Origin of the sequence: Bradyrhizobium elkanii USDA 76 (assembly GCF_023278185.1) — a bacterium.
Lineage (GTDB): Bacteria > Pseudomonadota > Alphaproteobacteria > Rhizobiales > Xanthobacteraceae > Bradyrhizobium > Bradyrhizobium elkanii.
In genome coordinates this window covers 7,215,914-7,234,447 of the sequence record NZ_CP066356.1, presented here as the reverse complement: position 1 = coordinate 7,234,447, position 18,534 = coordinate 7,215,914, and the positions used below count along the sequence as shown (strand labels likewise).

The 18,534-nt window shown below is 59.6% G+C and carries 13 protein-coding genes and 1 pseudogene; 6 read left to right on the top strand and 8 right to left on the bottom strand.

Annotation, left to right across the window (positions count from 1 at the left end; all coding sequences use genetic code 11):
- Nucleotides 1–224: 224 nt before the first annotated feature.
- Nucleotides 225–1,769, bottom strand: a complete 1,545-nt coding sequence (locus tag JEY66_RS34510; protein WP_244620912.1) for a carbohydrate porin — start codon at nt 1,767–1,769, stop codon at nt 225–227.
- Between the two features lie 745 nt (nt 1,770–2,514).
- Here JEY66_RS34510 and JEY66_RS34505 point away from each other — a divergent pair.
- Nucleotides 2,515–3,715: pseudogene (locus JEY66_RS34505) on the top strand (IS3 family transposase).
- A gap of 45 nt (nt 3,716–3,760) precedes the next feature.
- Here the strand turns inward: JEY66_RS34505 and JEY66_RS34500 are convergent.
- Nucleotides 3,761–4,552: a hypothetical protein gene (locus tag JEY66_RS34500; RefSeq protein ID WP_018270116.1), complete on the bottom strand. Its 792-nt coding sequence runs from the start codon at nt 4,550–4,552 to the stop codon at nt 3,761–3,763.
- 941 nt (nt 4,553–5,493) lie between these two features.
- On the opposite strand from JEY66_RS34500, the gene nodU reads away from it, so the two are divergent.
- On the top strand, nt 5,494–7,191 hold the full coding sequence (gene nodU, locus JEY66_RS34495; RefSeq protein WP_026192362.1) for a nodulation protein NodU: 1,698 nt from the start codon (nt 5,494–5,496) through the stop codon (nt 7,189–7,191).
- Between the two features lie 189 nt (nt 7,192–7,380).
- Here the strand turns inward: nodU and JEY66_RS34490 are convergent, their stop codons facing one another.
- Nucleotides 7,381–8,187, bottom strand: coding sequence for a class I SAM-dependent methyltransferase (locus JEY66_RS34490; protein ID WP_018270121.1), 807 nt, complete (start codon nt 8,185–8,187; stop codon nt 7,381–7,383).
- Nucleotides 8,188–9,030: 843 nt separating this feature from the next.
- On the opposite strand from JEY66_RS34490, the gene JEY66_RS34485 reads away from it, so the two are divergent.
- The gene (locus tag JEY66_RS34485; protein WP_018270122.1) at nt 9,031–10,389 is read left to right on the top strand and encodes an LLM class flavin-dependent oxidoreductase; all 1,359 of its coding nucleotides are present in this window, start codon (nt 9,031–9,033) and stop codon (nt 10,387–10,389) included.
- A 76-nt stretch (nt 10,390–10,465) separates the two neighbouring features.
- Here JEY66_RS34485 and JEY66_RS34480 read toward each other — a convergent pair whose 3' ends face one another.
- The 5 genes from JEY66_RS34480 to aepX form a co-directional block, all read right to left on the bottom strand.
- Entirely contained in the window at nt 10,466–11,254 is a 789-nt protein-coding gene (locus tag JEY66_RS34480) for a class I SAM-dependent methyltransferase (protein WP_018270123.1), read from the bottom strand.
- Between the two features lie 131 nt (nt 11,255–11,385).
- On the bottom strand, nt 11,386–12,522 hold the full coding sequence (locus JEY66_RS34475; protein ID WP_157183426.1) for an aminotransferase-like domain-containing protein: 1,137 nt from the start codon (nt 12,520–12,522) through the stop codon (nt 11,386–11,388).
- A 30-nt stretch (nt 12,523–12,552) separates the two neighbouring features.
- Nucleotides 12,553–13,167: a CDP-alcohol phosphatidyltransferase family protein gene (locus JEY66_RS34470; RefSeq protein ID WP_018270125.1), complete on the bottom strand. Its 615-nt coding sequence runs from the start codon at nt 13,165–13,167 to the stop codon at nt 12,553–12,555.
- Nucleotides 13,168–13,185: 18 nt separating this feature from the next.
- Nucleotides 13,186–13,986: a phosphocholine cytidylyltransferase family protein gene (locus tag JEY66_RS34465; protein ID WP_018270126.1), complete on the bottom strand. Its 801-nt coding sequence runs from the start codon at nt 13,984–13,986 to the stop codon at nt 13,186–13,188.
- A gap of 345 nt (nt 13,987–14,331) precedes the next feature.
- Nucleotides 14,332–15,243: a phosphoenolpyruvate mutase gene (aepX, locus tag JEY66_RS34460; RefSeq protein ID WP_018270127.1), complete on the bottom strand. Its 912-nt coding sequence runs from the start codon at nt 15,241–15,243 to the stop codon at nt 14,332–14,334.
- Between the two features lie 513 nt (nt 15,244–15,756).
- On the opposite strand from aepX, the gene JEY66_RS34455 reads away from it, so the two are divergent.
- The 3 genes from JEY66_RS34455 (at nt 15,757) to JEY66_RS34450 (ending at nt 18,018) form a co-directional block, all read left to right on the top strand.
- Complete coding sequence (locus JEY66_RS34455) at nt 15,757–15,972, top strand: hypothetical protein (protein ID WP_018270128.1); 216 nt, start codon at nt 15,757–15,759, stop codon at nt 15,970–15,972.
- 1,265 nt (nt 15,973–17,237) lie between these two features.
- Entirely contained in the window at nt 17,238–17,426 is a 189-nt protein-coding gene (locus JEY66_RS45555; protein ID WP_018270129.1) for a transcriptional regulator domain-containing protein, read from the top strand.
- Nucleotides 17,427–17,484: 58 nt separating this feature from the next.
- Complete coding sequence (locus JEY66_RS34450; RefSeq protein WP_240536959.1) at nt 17,485–18,018, top strand: DUF2285 domain-containing protein; 534 nt, start codon at nt 17,485–17,487, stop codon at nt 18,016–18,018.
- Nucleotides 18,019–18,534 lie beyond the last annotated feature (516 nt).

Sequence of the window (18,534 nt, the reverse complement as noted above, 5' to 3'; positions counted from 1 at the left end):
AGAATACCAGACCATCGGGGTACAAGGTCGTCGACAAGCATATCATCTTGGACCACTATCGTGCCGCAGCTCGTCGCGGCCTGAGCTCCCCGACTTTATTCCGGCGTAGCTACGGGTCCTTCGTGTTCCCGCACTGACCACAGCGACCCGGCGGCACATTGCCGAAGCGGGCGCTGCCGCTCGATCGCCTCCTGATCGGCAGCGCCCGTTCGACAAGTACCCGCCTAGAAGAAGATGTTCGTTGACACGGAGAAATTCAGGGCATGTCCGATCTGTGGGGTGTACGTGATGCTGGTTGGATTGTTGATGTAGGTCAGTCCTACACTTGTATAGACTCCCGGTGCGAGATGGGCGGTGTAAGTGGCCGCGATTGCCTGACTGTCCCGATGAACGAGCTTTCCTTTCGCCAGCGCGGCGTCGACCGCCAGCTTGCTCCACACCGTGTCAGTCGCGACGATGGAAATCTGGTCGGTCGGCCGCCAGTCGAAAGGTCCGTTCACATAAAAGCGTAGCTCATAGTACTGGCTGACCGTATTCAGATCAGGAGGAGCTCCCATGACCGAGAATCCGCCGTAGATGCCACGAGATGCCGAGTCCTGAACATTCGTCTGCAGGAACTGCCTGTCCGCGGCGATGTAATAGAAGGTGTTCGGATCGGTTCTCTGTTGATTTGGAAGCGCCAGACTTTTGTAGCTGCTGGTGTTGTAACCTGCCCCCGCCCTCAGCCAGGTCTGCGGCGAGCCTGGAGCGGCCTTGTTCAGATAGCCGGTTTCATCAAGGTAGAGAACGCCGGCATGCGTCGTGCTCCAGTTCAGGCCCGTGGGGTTCTCGGTGATCTGGGTAAAGAGCCCGTCCGGACTGTCGGCACGCTGGAAGGACACCTTGGTGTAAAGGTGATCATCGAAATTGTACTTCAGGTTGAGAGCCGGCGTCGGTGCCGGGGCGGCGCTCAGGCCTCCCTGGAAAAGTATGCTCGACGAGGGACCGAAAACATTTGATCCCGCATTTCCGCCAACCACCGTGCCGGCGAATTCATGTGAATTCCTGAGATAGCCGACCTTGAGTTCGAGCTTCCTGTCCCAGAAAGTCTGATAGTACGAAATCGTGTTGATGCCTAGTCGATCCGGCCCGCCAGGTTGCCATGTCCAGGATTGCTCCTCGGCCCCCACGACGATCTGGCCGTCTGGAATACCATATCGACTGAGATCATAGGTCACCCACATGTAGTTTACGGTGTTGAACGTCGGATTTTGCCCGTTGTAGAGCTGGTTCGCGATGGTGCTTCTGGCCGAATTCGGCAGAAGATTGTTTGTGTAGGTGACCTGTGACCACAACAGATAACCGATGCCGACTTCGGCCAGCGCAGATCTCACGCCACCGGCATCCTGAACCACTGTATCGGCTGGCCCGGGTATGCTGACGACCAGTCCCTTTTCGCGGAGGTTCTGGAATTTTGCGAACGGATCGGGCTTCTTTTCAATCGTGTAACTGTCCGCAACTTCATTTGCCTTGCGCCGTTGAACGCCGGTCTGCAATCGCGAGGTCGACGCGGCGCCTGCTTTCTTCCGGTGATGATCGGCTTTCGGGACCGACCCTGTTTTCGTGGGCGCTTGCTTCCCGGCCTCACCCTGAGGATCGCTTTTCTGGTCCTGAACGCTGGCTGCCTGTGCCGGCAGCGGGTTGCAGACGAGCCACGCTGCTGTCGACAGCGCGATGGCGAGGCCGCCCTGTTTCGTGACTGGTCGAAACCGGACTTTGTCTGCAGCCACGTACAGCGGCTCACTGTGATACATGTGCCGAACGTTTGCGTCCGTAGCACGGTCTTTGATGTTGACTCGCATAATAACCCCGAACAGATAGGACCCTTGGCGCGTGATCCATCGCATCCGGAGCGCTACAAATGGATGACTATAATCAACTAATTCGATGCGAACTCAGGAAGATGCGATGGTTCGGAAAGCCTGCAACAAGCGACATCAACCGGAGGGGGGAAGACCCTGTCCCGACGCAGGCAGATCTATTCCTGCGCTTTCTCCATGCAAGCCGAACTATGCAGATCGTGGCCATGAGCTTCGGTCACGCCCGGTCTGACAGGTGAAGTTGAGTCCGACGTGCAGAACAGGCGTGAGACGCGCCACTTGATCTTCGTTGAGTCTGCCTGTGTACGTTTGGTGTCTCACGGAGCCGGCGTTAGTTCATCAGCGCTTGCCCGGATCGGCACTCTTGGTCTCTCTGCAACCGGCCGGATGGAAGTGCAGCTCACAGCTGCATGTGGGCCCAGCGGCGGGCGCGAGCGACAGAAAGCCTTGCGCCTGAGAGGAGCCGGCGAGGAGCGGAACGAGCAACGCGTCACAGGTCCTGTTTGCCAGCTACGCACGCCGTAGCTCATACAATGATGCGGTACCCAAACTATTTTGCCGACACAAAGTTTTTCATCGAGGTATTACGGTCTTGACCTGCCCCTGAGTATTTCCTCCAGATGGAGTTAGAGTCCGGCCTGACAAGGACGGACGGATGAAGCGAGCAAGGTTCACGGAAGAACAGATTATCGCGGTGTTGAAGGAGCATGAGGCTGGGGCGAAGACAGCCGACCTGGCTCGCAAACACGGGGTCTGCGAGGCGACGATTTACAATTGGAAGGCCAAGTTCGGCGGCATGGACGTGTCCGAAACCAAGCGGCTGAAGGCGCTCGAGGAAGAGAACGTGAAGCTGAAAAAGCTCCTGGCCGAGCAGATGCTCGATGCGGCCGCGCTTCGCGAGCTTTTGTCAAAAAAATGGTAGGGCCGGTCGCCAAGCGCGCCGCGGTGGCACATCTGAAGGCCGTGATGGGTCTGTCGGAGCGGCAGGCCTGCGCAATCGTCGGCGCGGATCGCAGGATGATCCGCTACCGGTCTCGTCGGCCGCCAGACACGGAGCTTCGTGCCCGGCTGCGCGACCTTGCCCATGAGCGCCGACGGTTTGGCTACCGCCGGCTGTTCGTCTTGCTGAGGCGGGAGAGCGAGCGGTCAGGGATCAACCTATTCGCCGGCTCTATCGGGAAGAAGGACTTGCGGCCCGCAAGCGGCGGGCTCGCCGCAAGGCGGCAGGGTGCCGGTCGCCGATCCTGGTGGAAGCCAGGCCGAATGCGCGCTGGTCGCTGGACTTCGTCCACGACCAGTTCGCAAACGGACAACGGACGGCGCTTTCGCATCCTCAATATCGTCGACGACGTCACCAAGGAATGCCTGGGCGCCATTCCGGACACATCGATCTCGGGCCGGCGTGTGGCACGGGAACTGACGACGGTTATCGCACGGCGCGGCAAACCCGGACTGATCGTCTCCGACAACGGCACCGAGTTCACCTGCAACGCCATGCTGGCCTGGTGCGAGGAGACCGGCATCGGCTGGCACTTCATCACACCGGGCAAGCCGATGCAGAGATGCAGAACGGCTTCGTCGAGAGCTTCAACGCTCGGATGCGCGACGAGTTCTTGAACGAGACGCTGTTCTTCGATCTCGACGACGCCAGGACCAAAATCGCGGCATGGGTCACCGACCATAACGGCGAGCGCCCGCATTCGTCGCTGCAGTATCTCACCCCGGCGGCCTACGCCGCCAACCTCACCGCAACGGACGCTCGGCTGCGCAACCCCGACCAGCTTCGCCGATCGCCCGTTGCTTCGACCGCGCCGCAAGGCGTACAAAACCCCGAGGCTCTAACTGCCGCTGGATGAAAGTTCAGGCGCAGGTCAGTCTCTGGTTCGATGAAATTGGAACTGTCATTTTGGTTTTGTACTAGCAGCAATTTGCACCAGCTTTTCATCAAGCCGCGTCAGAGAAGTCTTCAATTGAAACGTTCTCCACCTTTCATCTAGCCGATCGTCGGTAAGATACTTTTCAAGTATCCACCTTGGATCTATGCCGAACTGCAAATGAGCGGCCGTTCCGTAGCATTTGGCCAGCGTCACATATCGCAGCGTCTTTAGCGTGTCCTGCGCCTCCTTTGTCCAGCCACGACTCAAGAAGTCATTCATGAGCGCGTCGAGAACGAGAACTGACGCCTTCGCGGTACTGATGGAGTGCACATCCTTGCGATGAAGGTCGTTTATGTTCGAGAGGCGGCTGCGAAAGCAGTCAATTGGGTGCATCAATTTGATTTTCAGAGACTTGTCACCATCGGACGTAGTGCCTGTCAACGTAAGGACATTTTTCTTCAACGAGGCATGATCGACGCCCTTGATCGAATGCAGGAAGTCTACATTGATTTCGCGATCACCGACTCGACCGACTACCTTCGCAGAGTTCGGTCCGTAGTCATCGGGGCCCGGAAGGTACAGCTTTGCGTCGCCGAGCTTTTCGGCGAACTCCTCTGCGGCCTTTCTAGTGGCATAAAAATCGACGTCCTCACTGGACATCGTATAGATTTTCGAAATGTCTGGGTTGTAGGCGGCGTAAAATCTTGCCCAGATGGCCATACATTGGCCGCCGACTATGACAGCGTCAGCCTCATTAACGAGGTCTAGAACCTTCGCTACTTCTTCTTCTGTAAGGTGATCTGAATGCTTACTCACACTCAGTCGTGTGACGGCCGCCAATTGCGCTAATGCTGAATCGGCTTAGATTGAGAGAGCGAAAGAAATCGTTCTTGACCGCGATGCTATGTTCCGAAGCAAGACCTTGCTCGATATAGAACTGGTCAAATTCTCGGGAAAGATTCTTTTCGATGCTACGCCCGAGAGCGTCCATAGACTCGACGCTTTGCTTCTTGGACGTCATGGATGCACCCTCGCCAGTTAGATCAAATGACCGTACTTAACCAACATATGGTGGGTCAATATGATCCCAAGGTGTACAACAAAAGATGAACAAAAATTAATCTTTGTATTTCAATGGCTTACGAGATTTGCTTTGAGTTATTTTTACCATTGTCGCCTGGAATCGCATCCATAGCCTTCTCGAAGCTCTCCCCACTTTCGTCTGTCCCGAGTTCCCGCGCGGTCCCCGTGAACCGCTCGGATTGCTCTTTGTCAGTCAGCATAGGCTGCTGCGATGGGGGCGCAGGCTCCAATGCCGCCTAAATTCTGCCGCCAGGTGGGCGGCCGCTCGCCGGGCCAGCATGATCCACGTTGTTCGTGAACGCGCGCAATCGGCGAAGACCACTTCGGCCGCCAGTACTGATTTGTGATGCCTGAACGGAATAGCAGTTCGAAAACGGGCTTTGGCCGACCTCGCCCACCGCTGTTCGTAATCGACCTTCCCGATGTGCGCAATCCGCCACGCGGTTTTGCAGCAGCGGCATCGGCCTCCTGCGTCAAGCGATTCTGACAGCCCGCACCTGGCCTGCATACTGCATCGCTCCAGATCCGGAATGCGACAACGCAAACGCAACGAGCGTCAGTAGCGGCCGGCGTAACGCGTATGTCGATTGGGGGGCAGTCCAGTGATCAGTAGCAGTCGCGACGGCTTCGATCGTTGAACCCGGGGCGGGGCGCAACAACAAGACGGAGGCACGATGCGCATCTGCGGTATCAAATTGACACATGATGGAGCAATCGCCCTCGTCGAGGACGGGCGTCTTGTCTTCTGTATTGAGCAGGAAAAGCGCGGTAACAATCCGCGCTACCTGCACATTGGCAATCTGGATGACATTGTCGTCGCCCTGGCCGCGCAGGGTCTGGGTCCGAAGGACATCGATGAGTACGTCATCGACGGTTGGCCCGGTGACCCACGGACGCGGTTCGATGTCGTCAGCAGTAACAAGCCTGTCACTCTCAAGGCGGCGCCCTATCTTGAGCCGTACGCCAGCGGTCTGCTGGCTGCGTGCGAAAGTTCGGGCCTCATGCTCGGTCGCGAAGTCCTGTCTTACAGGAGCTACCCGCATGTGACAGGGCATCTTGCGTCGGCCTACTGCACCAGCCCGTTTGCGCAGACAGGAAAACCCGCTGTCTGTCTTGTGTGGGACGGCGGTATACCTCCGCGTCTTTATCATGTAGAGCGCCACGAGGCCCGTTTTGTTGAATCGCTGTTTCCGGTGATCGGGCATGCCTATGTACTGGCTGGCCACAAGTTCGGGCCCTACAAAAGATCGAACCGCGCCGGAGGCGGAGACCGCAGCATTGCCGGCAAGGTGATGGCCTATATCGCGCTCGGGTCTTTTGATGAAGCGGTCGTGGCGGTATTTCAGGAGCTTTACGAGGAGCGTGTTGCGGCGGACGACAGGCTCGGTCGCAATTACCGCGGAGAGGTCGCAAGCATAGATTACGCGCTTGCAGCGTGGCACGACCTCCTCGAGGTCAGCATCGCAAGACTGGGGAATCACGCGCCTGAAAATGTGCTTGCGTCTTTTCATTGTTTTCTCGAGCGTATGCTCGTCCGGGAAATGACGGCTGCCTTGCAGCGCCATTCGCACCTGCCAGGGATCCGAAATCTTTGTATTGCCGGCGGTTGCGGTCTCAACATCAAATGGAATACGACGCTGCGTGCGTCAGGCCTGTTCGATGCTGTCTGGGTGCCGCCGTTTCCCAACGACAGCGGCTCGGCAATCGGTGCTGCCTGCTCCGCCCTGGCAACAGACAGGGGTTTCGTGCCGCTCGAGTGGTCCGTCTATAGCGGTCCGGCCCTGCAGCGCGCCGATGTACCAAGCGAATGGGAGGCGTCGCCCTGCAGCATGCAGGAACTTGCCACTATCCTGGCCGACAACCACCCTGTGGTCTTCCTTGACGGTCGAGCCGAGCTCGGACCGAGAGCTCTGGGGGGCAGGAGCATTCTTGCTGCCGCGACCTCAGCAGGGATGAAGAACCATCTCAACGGGATCAAATGCCGGGAGCATTTCCGACCCGTGGCGCCGATTTGCCTCGAGGATCGGGCACCGGAATTTTTCAGCCCCGGAACGCCGGACCGCTACATGCTTTTCGAGCACCAGACGCTGGCTGAACTGCGAAACAGGATTCCTGCCGTGGTGCACCTCGACGGGTCCGCGCGATTGCAGACAGTGCCCCGTGACTCCCGGCACGCGATCGCCCGGCTTCTCGTCGAGTATGAAAGGCTTACGGGACTTCCGCTGCTCTGCAATACGAGCGCCAATCACCATGGATGCGGCTTCTTTCCCGACGTTGCAGCTGCCTGCCGGTGGGGACGTGTCGGACACATATGGAGCGAGGGCCTGCTCTGGACCAGAGCTCGGGCGAGCGAAACGCGCCATTCCGGGTAGGGCGATCGCGTATTCCTCGCCCGGCGGGCTCAATCAGAACGCGTCATCAATGTTTGTGATCTCGATCGATCGCCCTGATGCTATCTGGCCAGCGCAACAATCGCGGTTTTCGAACCTGTATGGAAAGTTGCCGACGGAGCTCCGTCGGCACGTCTGCAGGACGTACACCGGAAATCAGCCAGCGCTCGCTCAAAGGCTTTTGCTTCGGGATCGGTATCCGATCAAGGTCGTGATGTGACCGCGGTCCATAAAAGAGCCCGACGGCGAGTGCGACAGCAAAAGCTGACGGACGCGCGTCAAAAACCCTTCGCGACGGGGGCCCAAAGTGCCTGGTGCACCCATTGCGGTCGAGGACAGCCAGCCAAGAAGGTCATCAATGATCCAGTGATACTGGTAGTCGTGACGAAGTTCCGTGATTTCGTTGAAATCGGAAGCGCCAAGGACTTCCCGATGCGATCCTGTCAGCCTTGGCCGTACGCCTCCGGGACCGGCGGGCAGGCTGCCGCCCCAGAAGTCGGTAATGTCGTTCACCATTGCATTGTACCATTCTCCAGGTTCGGAATGCTCCCGCACGCGATCGATGATCGCGACGCATCCATCAGGTTTCACGATTTGTGACAGCTTTGCCAGTGTCGCGGCCCGATCCATCCAGTGGAAGGAGAGGGCAATGGTTGCGAGGTCAAATGATGAGGCGGGCAATTGCAGGTTCTCGGACGTCGACACGAGGAAGTCCAGATTGTTGACTCCACGGGTGCTTGCCATTCGCCTCCCTTCCTCGACCATTTCGCTGCTTGGATCGACGGAAAACACGTTCCCTACGGATTGCGCCAGGGGAAGGCCGATCTGTCCCGTGCCGGCACCAAGATCGAGTACACGAGTACTCGTGGTGAGGCGGCAAAGCCGGATCAACGATCTGAAGACATCCTCCGGATAAGGTACGGCGTGCCGCGCGTAGTAGGGCGCAGCACCACTGAATATCTCACTCGCTGCAAACATGACTGCCTCCGGACATCTGCTCAGGTCCCCGTATACTCCGCTGCCCTCTGGGCAATCGGGCAGCAACCCGCCGGCCGTGGACCGAAATGTTAAGTGTTGCAATTTGCCATTATCGCTATCAGTCGCCGGAAGCGCGGCTTTCCGGGAAGAAGGCTCCTGTTGGTCCGGAGCCCCGACCGGACTGGCACGCGCAGGATCGCTTCTTCCGGGAGCCCCCTGCGACCTTGACGCTGCGCGCTGAAGTGGCTCCGGGCGCCAGCTAACTTCTGCAGGTTACATCCGGCGGATCGCGTGTGTGAACCGACGGTGGTCAAGGCGGTGCGGAGGTCGTGTCCTGGCTTCCTTTCGACCGATGCCATGCTTCGCCGGCTGCATCAATTGCCCAACGCGGTAGTTGACTGCAGCGTAATCCTCGTCGCTTCGGCAGACGCTACATTCGTTCGCAATCGCTACCCGGTTTCGTCAACTGCCTGCAATGGTGCAATCTTTAGCTGCGCTTTCCGCTGGGCGACACGCGATCAGGTTGTCAGGTGAACAAGTCTTCGCCTGCTCCGGTGAGCGGTGTGGCCGAAACGGATCTGCGGGCCTACCAGTGTTCAGCGGTGACGATTTCACAGTTTGTCTTTCAACTGGAGTAATCAGACCGGCAGTGGTTCGACATTTCGATGCACTTGATCGAGGACATATCCCTCCAGCATTTCTGCTCGCCTTGTCAGGGGAGCGGCTCTCGCCGACCAAAATGAATCCGGACGACCTGAGCCTGCCGGCCGGCGCGAGCCCCTGGCTCGAATGAACAGCTGACGGGCACCGCGCCGGCGGATTTTCTTCGAACTGGAGACAGGCATGCCAAACAGGGGCGACATGAAGCTGGGGCTGTTTCTCAACCAGGCGGGATATCACGAAGGCGCCTGGCGGGATCCGGACGTACCCGCAAATGGCGGAATCAATATCGATCATTATGCATCTCTGGCACGGCTCGCCGAAGATGCCGCATTTCACTTCATCTTCCTGGCCGATACGCCAAGCGTAATGGAACCAGATCCGGCGGCAATAGCTCGTGCGGGCCGGAACGACGGCTTCGAGCCAATCACACTTCTGTCGTCGCTCTCGTCAAGAACCACAAGCATCGGCCTTGTTGCGACCGCGACAACGACTTACCAGCAGCCTTATCATCTCGCACGCATGCTCGCCTCGCTCGACCACATGTCAGGCGGCCGCGCGGCATGGAACGTTGTTACCTCGGGTCATAAGTTCGAGGCCGGCAATTTCGGCCAGGAGGAGCTGCCGGATCACGACGCCCGCTATGCGCGCGCGAGAGAGTTCGTCCAGGTCGTCAGAGGACTTTGGGATACATGGGAAGATGATGCTTTCATTCGCAACAAGAAGACGGGCATTTTCGTTGATACGACCAAGCTGCACCCGTTGAATTACCGCGGGCAATTTCTGTCAGTCAGAGGTCCATTGAACGTCGCAAGGCCGCCGCAGGGGCATCCCGTGCTGGTCCAGGCCGGCGCATCGGACGCCGGTATGTCGTTCGCTGCAGAATTCGCCGAGGTCGTATTTACCGCCCAGCCGTTTCTGGAGGGTGGCAAGAGGTTCTACGCAACGATCAGAAAGAAAGCGCACGCCCTCGGGCGGGAAGAGGACGAGGTGCTGATCATGCCGGGCCTTGTCCCGATCGTCGGGAGAACGAGGCAGGAGGCCTCCGGGATCCTCCGAAGACTGCAAGATTATACGCACATCGATGCCCGGATTGGATTGGCAGATCGCGTGCTGGGCTCCGTTGCGGATCTGCGCGCGATCGATCTTGACGCCAGGGTCCCCGCGGCCCTGCCGCAGACAAATCTCGTCCAGAGTCGACAGAAACTGCTCCTCGAGGTGGCGGCAAGGCAGAACATGACCTGGCGACAGCTGATCGACTTCATATCGGACAGCAAAGGCCACCTGATGATCGTGGGGACACCGGACGAAATCGCAGATGTCATGATAGAGTTCCTTGATCAGGGTGCAGCCGATGGCTTCAACGTAATGCCGGCGACCGTTCCCGGCGGACTCAAGGACTTTATCGGGCTTGTGGTCCCCGAATTGCGCAGACGGGGACGATTCAGATCCGCGTACTGCGGACAAACCCTGAGAGAGAACATCGGTTTGAAGCGGCCGCCCAACGGGTTCTTGCGCGCAGGCGGAAGCGGACGCCCATGAAGAGGCGACTGCTATTCCAGGGCGTGGGAAGCGCGAAGGCATAAGCGCGACAGGCGGGCGTACGGGCCTGCGACGATCAGGGTCTGTATCCGAGCAATGTCGTGATGTAGCCCTGTTCTACAAAGGAGCCGGAGGGTGAACAGGACAGCAGCAGGCGGCGCATGCGCCTCGCAAACTCGTCACGACGAGGACCCAGAGTACCCGGAGCACCTGCAGACGTGGAATAAAGGTAACCCAGAAGATCATCGATGTTCCATTTGTGCTCGTAGTAGTGACGTAGTTCTGTTACTTCATTGAAGGCGGAAGCCTGGAGCATCTCAAGGTGCGACACGGTCATTTGCCGGACGGTCCCAGGACCCGCCGGAAAGCTCCCTCCCCAGAAATCTCTCATTTCGTTCCACATCGCTGTGGTCCATCCGTCGGGCTGCGAACCGCGCCGCTCGCGATCGATGATCGCAACGCACCCGTCCGGCTCCAGCATCCGGCACAGCTTTGAAAGTACCCTGTCTCGCTCCATCCAGTGAAATGAGCTCGCAATCGTCGCAATGTGAAACAAGGGCGCAGGTTCGGGAAGATCTTCAGATCGCGATACCACAAACCGGATGTTCGCAAGTCCTTTTTCCCTCGCCCTTCGCCTGCCTTCCTCGATCATTTCATCATTGGGATCGACGGACAGCACATCCGCAATCGAATGGGCAAGGGGAATGCTGATCTGTCCGGTCCCCGCACCGAGGTCGATCGCGCGGCTCCTGTCTGCGAGCCGGCAGACGCGAAGTAATGATCGGAACAGATCTTCGGGATAGCCGAGCCTGTGTCGTGTGTAGTAGCGCGCCGCTCCGCGAAACAGTTCGCTTGCTTCCGTCATGCGGCCTTCTCCTCGTCCTCATCCTGCAACAGCTGCCGTGAAGTGAGCCTGCCGGGGTGGTAATCTCCGCCCGACGGGCGCCTGTCAGTCGCGATCTCGCAAACTGTTATGGCCGGACCGCCGCACAGCGATCAATGACCGCAGGTAGCCGCAGTATCCGGCCAGGCGTCCCGGGCCGAAATGATCTTTGCCAAGATCGCCAGACCGCGTCGCAGATCGTCCTCGTTACGTGTTTCGCAGTATGACACCCGAAGTCCTTGCATCGCTCCGGTCGGTACCGGTTCAGCTGCAAACTGAAAACCTGGACGCACAAGTACACCTGCCGCCAGAGCCTCGCTCGCCAGGCTCCTGGCGTCCGGTCGGGTCGGGACCCAGACGTGAAGTCCCAGCGGCCCGCCGGCAAGATCAGGCCTTTGCAGGACGTCTGCGGCAATCCGGCGCCGTGAGGCGGCGATCTTCCGGATGCTTGTTGTTGCCTCATGTGCGGTCCTGTTCGCAACGAAGGCCTGGGCAAGTTCGGCGTGCAGTGCAGCCACAAACCACATCGACATCTTGCCGAATTTTTCCATCAATGCGGTGGCATCCCCTGCTCGCGGAGCCATCAGGAACGCCACGCGCATTCCCATCACGACCGTCTTGGCCAGCCCCATCACATACCAGGTAAGCTCCGGAGCGAGCGTTGCAATCGGAGCTCCCGCGTCCTCGACCATCAGTGCCTGTGCATCATCCTCGATGATCAGAACGTTGTATCTTCGCGCTATCGTGGCTATCTCGACGCGTCTTCCGGATGACATCACGGCCGCCGTGGGGTTCTGCACAGTAGGAATCGTGTAAAGAACCTTGGACGTGTCGATCTTGCGGCAAACATCCTCGAACGCGTCAGGTTTCAACCCTTCACGATCCATCGGTATTCCCCTGATATTGAAGCCAAGGATGCCGGACAGCGCCTGCATGTTGGGATACGTCATCTCTTCGGTGAGCAATGTGCCGCTTCTGCCCACGAGGTGGTTCAGCAGCAGGAACAGGACATTCAGGGTGCCATTGGTGACAATCATGCGGTCGATGTCCGGCGTGAATCCGAGGCGCTGGGAGATCCATTCCGCCCCGGTTCTTCGATCCTCCTCTGTTCCGCGCGGCCGGTTTGTTCTCAGAAGCCCTCCGGCGTCAGGACGGTAAACTCGTGCCTCGATGCTCTTTGCGAGCGCGGCCTCCAGGGCCGGAACGACCGGCGGTACCGCTCGTGACAAGTCGATAACGTCCTTGCGCATTGGTGCCTCCTGGCGCATGAGGGGATCCGGCTAGGCAAAAAACAGCGCACGGATCGACAGAGCGGCTGAAGCCGCGACGCTGAACAGAACAATTGCGATGTACATCGATCGGGTCGGGGCCGGAACCCGAATGGATGAAACGTGCAACGCGGCGAGTGTGGCAAAGGTGCCGGGAAGCAGCCATGAGAACAATGGCTGTTGCACAAAGGGCTCTGCCAGCACGAGGAGTGCAAGGATCGGAACGTCATAGGATAACGGCAGACCCGTAAAGCAACGATCCGTCGACAGGCCAGTGATTCCAAAGTAGCTCAGACGGAGGGCACCTGCGACGAGCAGCGTGGTGCCCACAGCGGCAGACAGCAGGGTGACGCCGTGCAACTGCAGCAACGCGATCGAGGGAAATACCGCGCCGTAAATGAGATCAGAGAAGCCGTCGAGACTCTTGCCCATCGTTGCGGCTGCTTCTGAACGGTTCCGGATCCGGCGTGCGACAATCCCGTCGAGATGGTCTGCAAGCATTGCCCAGAGTGCGACTGCAACGGCAAGTTCGATGCGGCCGTCCGTCACGAGAGACAAGGCGACCCCGGACAATATCATGCCCGATGCTGTGATCGCGTTAGCCGGATCGAGCAGATACCGGAGCATGGCACTCACTTGTCGCAATCAATCATTTCGGGGGCCGGCCTGCCGCCGTGTTATGCTCTCGTCGGCGAACAGGCTGCTTGCGATGCGAAGATCGTCGGCCGTGTCGATCTCCCACCAGCGCAGATGATCGCATCGCGCTGCCGCGAGCCGCAGGCCGCGCCGTTCGATCAGAAATGCCAGCAGTTCTTCGGTGTAAGCCTGAGTAGCTCCTGAACCGATAATGTCCTTAAGTGCAGGCACAATCGTCGTCTCCAGGGTCGATTCCGAGAGTCGAAACAGATTGAGTGTCTTGAAAAGCATCGGCCCGCCGGCCGGCAGGTCGGCGCCGGACTGTTTCATGCGAAAGCTCGAGATGAACCCGCACTCGGAGAGCAGGACTGCAGATCCTTGCATTGTTGCCAGAAATGGCGCAACGGCTGCTGCGTCAGGAGATGTGCCGCGGGCAAGACAGTGCAGCGCGTCCTCCTCGAAAAATACGTCACCCTCGAGGAGGTAGATGTCGCCGCGCAGGAGCGCGTCGCGCGCCAGCCAAAGCGAGTATGCGCTGCCCGTGCGATCGAAAACCGAAGACTCGACGTAGTCGATTTTCAGCTTGCCGAAGCGCTTGCCGCACGCATATTGAATTGCGTCCTTTCGGTAACCGATGACGATCGTCACTTCCTGCACGCCGACCGCCTCCAGACGTCGCAGGGCGTTGTGGAGTATCGGCGTTCCATTGACCTCGACCAATGGCTTTGGCCGCAGATCGGTCAGGGGTCGCAAGCGGGAACCGGCGCCGGCGGCAAGAACGACGGCATGTCTGGGAGCGGTGCTTGCCATTCGGTTCTCTTTCGTTGTCCCGGGCCACGGATCAATTCGAGTCGCAGACTTCGATGAGAGAGCCGGGCGTTGCGCCAGGCGTCTGACGCCTCGTTCAGCGCGTTGGCTGTGTTTGTTGCTGTGGCGCGAAGCGCAGCTAATCACCATTCCACTCGGGAAGGCCGTTCATCCTGGAGAGCAGCCGCTCCGGATGGACGGCGAGCCCTTCAAACGGTGAAGCGATTGAGAGAATTAGGGATGCCGGTAAGGCACGGCGGTACGACGAGACAGGCTGTCTGTCGTTCGACGTCATGCCGGTTGAAAAGAACCTTGAGTCGCTTGCTCCGGACCGGATGCCAGACGACTTCATGACAGCAATCCTTCAAAATCATTGCTGCTTTGTTCATGGCGCTCCGGGCGTCGTCGCTGAGGCAGATATCGCGCTTCCGCATCAGCGAGTTCATCGTATCTGAACAGTTCGAAGATTTCATCGAGCGTCGCAATTGCAGGCTCAATGCCGGCAGTACTCTCCTCGGCGACAATGCGACTGCAGACCTGCCGCATTGCCGCTGTTGCAGCGCGCATGGAGTGATTGGCCCAGATCACCGTGGAAATACCGGCCTTGCGATATGCCGAAACCGGCGTTCGATAGTACTTCGTTGGAACGATCACGACCGGTAACTTGTTCTGCCAGGCCTTGGTGAATGCGAAGATCTCGTCCGCGGCGGTTCTTCGCGAGTGAATAAGGATCGCGTCAGCTCCTGCCTCGGCATAGGCGTGGGCGCGGGAGATTGCATCGTCGATTTCGTGGCCGGCGATCAGCGATTCGATACGAGCCACGAGAATCAGATCGTCCGCGACCGTGTCCTTTACGGCGCGCAGGCGGCCTGAGAACTCATCGACGTCGGCAAGGGGATGCCGGTCGCCAAGGAGCGAGTTCGTCTTCGGAAAGCAGCTGTCTTCCAGTGCGACGCCGGCAGCACCACACTGGCGGAGTTTGCGGGCCAGCAAACGGGCGTTGTTGAAGTTCCCGAAGCCGCCGTCCCCGTCGACCAGAACCGGTAGCTGGCCCGAGTCCACGATTCGCTCGACGACCCCGGCGAGCTGGCTCCAGGATGCTTCACTGGCGTCGCGATATCCGAGCGAGGAGGCAATCGACAGGCCCGATGCCCAGAGGCCCTTGAAACCTGCGCGTCCGGCGATTGCGGCGGAGAGCCCATCATGCGCTTCCATGAGGAACGAAATTTCGCTGCTGCAGCAGACCTGCGCGCGCAGCATCTCGGCAAATGACCGGGTGGTGGACCGGATACGGCCGTTGGCGAGGACAGTAGGTGATAGAGCCCGCATGCCAATCCTTGTGCGCTTAGCCGGCCGATGTTCGTCAGTGAAGGTGACATGTGGCTGTCATCTGGATCAATGATCAGCGTTGGTAGTTGACCGCCTGCCCAATTCCGGCCACCGCTCGAGATCCAGGAGTTCTGGCGTGTGGTCTTCAGCTGCACGCGCGAGCCGTCAGTTCACTCGCAGCCCGCGCCCGTCGGGCTGTCGCGCAGGCGGGGCTAACTGGGCTTGTGGAGGCGCATAGCGCCGGAGCCGGGCGGGAGGGCTCCCGTTGATCGGCCTCGCGTCCAGGCAGCGACAGCGTGGTCGTCAGCGGCCGGCTTCCGCTGCCCGCTCCGCAAGTCTTCAGCCGCAATCCCTGTAGATGCGCGGGCAGGGGCGGTCGACTGGCTCCTTCACCTCGTCCCGGCGCTGGCCGGGAACGAGCCGCCCGAAGCCGATGCTTCAGCCGTGATTGCCGCATATGATGCGCTCGATGGTTTCGCTGGCGAACTCGGCGCCAAGCTGGTCAACCGGCAGGTCACTCTGGATGTCTTGTTCCGGTCGCTGCAATCGTACTACGAACGGGCAACCAGCGCTGTAGGCGCGGCGGCTGAACATGCGGCCGGGGCGATGCAAGCCGGGCCGGGCCAAGACCGCATCGGGGGAACGCGCGTCTCGGGCTGAAGCTGCTCAACCAGCAGCATGAAATATAGCGCTACACGAGCCGGTACTGGTATTTCGCTGCCTGCATGGACCGCCCGATATATGTCGCGGCAAGCTGCGGTCTTCCCGCACCCTCGAAGCCCGTGCGGCTTCGGACAGTCCGGATACGTTGCACGTATGGAGGCCGCAGTAACCGGCTGCGCCCAAAGCGCCCGTCACTTCCGGATCCGGCATGGTATAAAGCGTTGCTGGCCAACTCTGCTGCCGGAAGGGCATCCCTGTGCGGAAGAATCCAGACGATCTGTCGCGCCAAACCCGCCGGCTTGCGATCTCTGGTCGAACAACGCATCCAGCTCGCGCGCCATGCCGGCCAGGCACGGCATCGCGGTGCGTTTCCGGCCGAAGCGCCGGCGCGCTGCGCGCCTGCTGCGCCAATGCCGTTTCCTGGAGCGTTGCTTCCCCGGGCGCGCCGGTGCGTGGTCGGGTCCGGTTTTTGCTCTTTGCCGTGCCGGGCTTCGTCGTTACGGGGTTCGTCGTGCAAGTCGTGGCCGGCGCCGGATCTGCCCGGTGGCGGGTCCATCACATGTTCGGCACTTCGTCCTGGAACTACAGGATCCTCGAACACCATCTCGGCATCGAGCGGGCAGGATCCGCAACGCGGGTTGGTGGTGCTCAAAATGATCGAAGACCGTGCTGTTCCGGTCTGCGCTCTCATGCGCTCCGGTGTTTCGCTGCCCGTCTCGCCCTATGCCTGACAGGCAACATGGCGCGACAAAAAAACTTACCGACGTTTGTCATTCCGGGTATCCAGCCGACGGTGCGGGAGCAGTCCCTGGAAACGTGATCAGCGATCATGTGCGCAATCAGATTGAATATCCTCGCCGACCCGTCAGGAAAAAGACCGCATGCGGTCGGCGACATCGCCTGATCTGCGCTGCACGGACGACGTAGTGACCCACAATCGTAATAAAATCCGGAGAAGCCGGCTGCGTCGGGCGCCGATTGCCGCCCGCCGCCACGAGGCGCGAAAGCCGCACATGGTCCTTTCGGTGTGTCAGGCCGGGGATGGTGTGCCGGATCCGTCCTGACTTCCCGCGCCGGCCTGCAACAAAAGTGAGGTGTGACGGTATCTGAAGCGGAAGCCGGAGCCTTCAGATCGCAAAAGTTGATCATTCCATCGCAAAAGTGCGTGGAACGTTGAATGATTATACGACTGCAACCATAAATCGTCACAGGCCTGCAGTTTCCTTGCGCGTGCATTCACAAGATGCGGGGAAATAGTGCAAATGTCAGGTGCGGACTGGAGATCAGAGCGCGCATATCACGATATCAGGAAAGCCGAGGCGGACGACATAGCCTGGGAGTGGCTACGCCGCGATCGTGAGTATCAAGCAGACTTCAAGGCCCTCGGGAGCAAACAATCCAGCGCGACGGATCGCTTCCGACGGAAGTGGGGGCTGACGTTTCGCGGCTGATCCGGAACAGGCGTTCGACCAACAAGCTGTTTTCTGGTCGCCCGAGGCATTGTCGACCGTGCTGACGATCCGCACGGCGATCTGCCCGACTGCGTCCAGGCCGTACGAACTCGATTTCGCCGACCTGGCGGGCTGCGAGCTTCGTGAGGCGCCGGATGGATGGCACGCCATCGTGCCCCTCGGAGGCGCGAGGCATCGGCTTTGGCTGAAAGAACTTCCCGGGCGCGGATCAATGGTTGCCGTTGACTTGCCGCTCGACCGCGACTTCGATCTCCGCTTGCTGGCCGCGCACCGGTTCTGGCTGGCGCTCGAACAGCGTCCTCTTGGGCGGGCCCCTCTCGCTCAATCGACCGGGACCCGGCATCGGCATATCCTCGCTTTGCGTGCAATGGACGGGTGGCTGGAAGGCAACAGCTATCGCAAGATCGCGCAAGGCCTGTTTGGTCATCCCCGCATTCCCGATCGAGGCTGGAAAACGCACGATCTGCGCAGCCGGACCATTCGCCTTGTCCAGACTGGATTGCGTCTCATGCGAGGCGGCTATCGTGACTTGCTCCGTCGCAAGCGCCGGGACAGGGACGATACCTCCTGAGCACGCTGACAGGCTGGCTGCTCTGCGCGGCGGCGATGGCGTGGTCGGTCTTCGACCAGCGTCTGCATGGCGTGATCAATTGGCGAGCGATTATGGACGCCGATTTGACACGGTATCGTGGTTACTGGTGCAAAGTCGTCCCTTCTTTCGGGCAAAGCGGTTTTCGTAGGGCGTCTAGGATGCTGACCACAGCTCAATGAACGGGGGGCGAAGCCAGAATGAGACAGCATCGGCCGCCCGCAATGTCACGGGGCAACCAGCCAGGTTTGTCGGACAGTCGAACAACTCCGCGTGCCTGCTGTGCGAAAAGCTATGTCAAGCGAAGATCAAGGCACGTTTCGAGACCTTGCAGCCATGCTATGCTCTCGTCCCATTGAACGGTTCGCGTGTATCCGAATTCTTGCCAACTCCTTGCGCGCTGGCTCCAGTTCAATCAGCTTCAGACCGGAATGCGGCAGGCCGTGTGGGGCAATCAACCTGGAGCGCGCGCTCGGGATCGATGGATCAATCGGCCGT

Excerpts from the sequence above, each read along its gene's own strand:
- aepX (WP_018270127.1), bottom strand. The coding sequence starts at position 15,243 with ATGCTGCGCGCGCAGGTCTGCTGCAGCAGCGAAATTTCGTTCCTCATG.
- JEY66_RS34470 (WP_018270125.1), bottom strand. The coding sequence starts at position 13,167 with ATGCTCCGGTATCTGCTCGATCCGGCTAACGCGATCACAGCATCGGGC.
- JEY66_RS45555 (WP_018270129.1), top strand. The coding sequence starts at position 17,238 with ATGTCAGGTGCGGACTGGAGATCAGAGCGCGCATATCACGATATCAGG.
- JEY66_RS34465 (WP_018270126.1), bottom strand. The coding sequence starts at position 13,986 with ATGGCAAGCACCGCTCCCAGACATGCCGTCGTTCTTGCCGCCGGCGCC.
- JEY66_RS34490 (WP_018270121.1), bottom strand. The coding sequence starts at position 8,187 with ATGTTTGCAGCGAGTGAGATATTCAGTGGTGCTGCGCCCTACTACGCG.
- JEY66_RS34480 (WP_018270123.1), bottom strand. The coding sequence starts at position 11,254 with ATGACGGAAGCAAGCGAACTGTTTCGCGGAGCGGCGCGCTACTACACA.
- nodU (WP_026192362.1), top strand. The coding sequence starts at position 5,494 with ATGCGCATCTGCGGTATCAAATTGACACATGATGGAGCAATCGCCCTC.
- JEY66_RS34475 (WP_157183426.1), bottom strand. The coding sequence starts at position 12,522 with ATGCGCAAGGACGTTATCGACTTGTCACGAGCGGTACCGCCGGTCGTT.
- JEY66_RS34485 (WP_018270122.1), top strand. The coding sequence starts at position 9,031 with ATGCCAAACAGGGGCGACATGAAGCTGGGGCTGTTTCTCAACCAGGCG.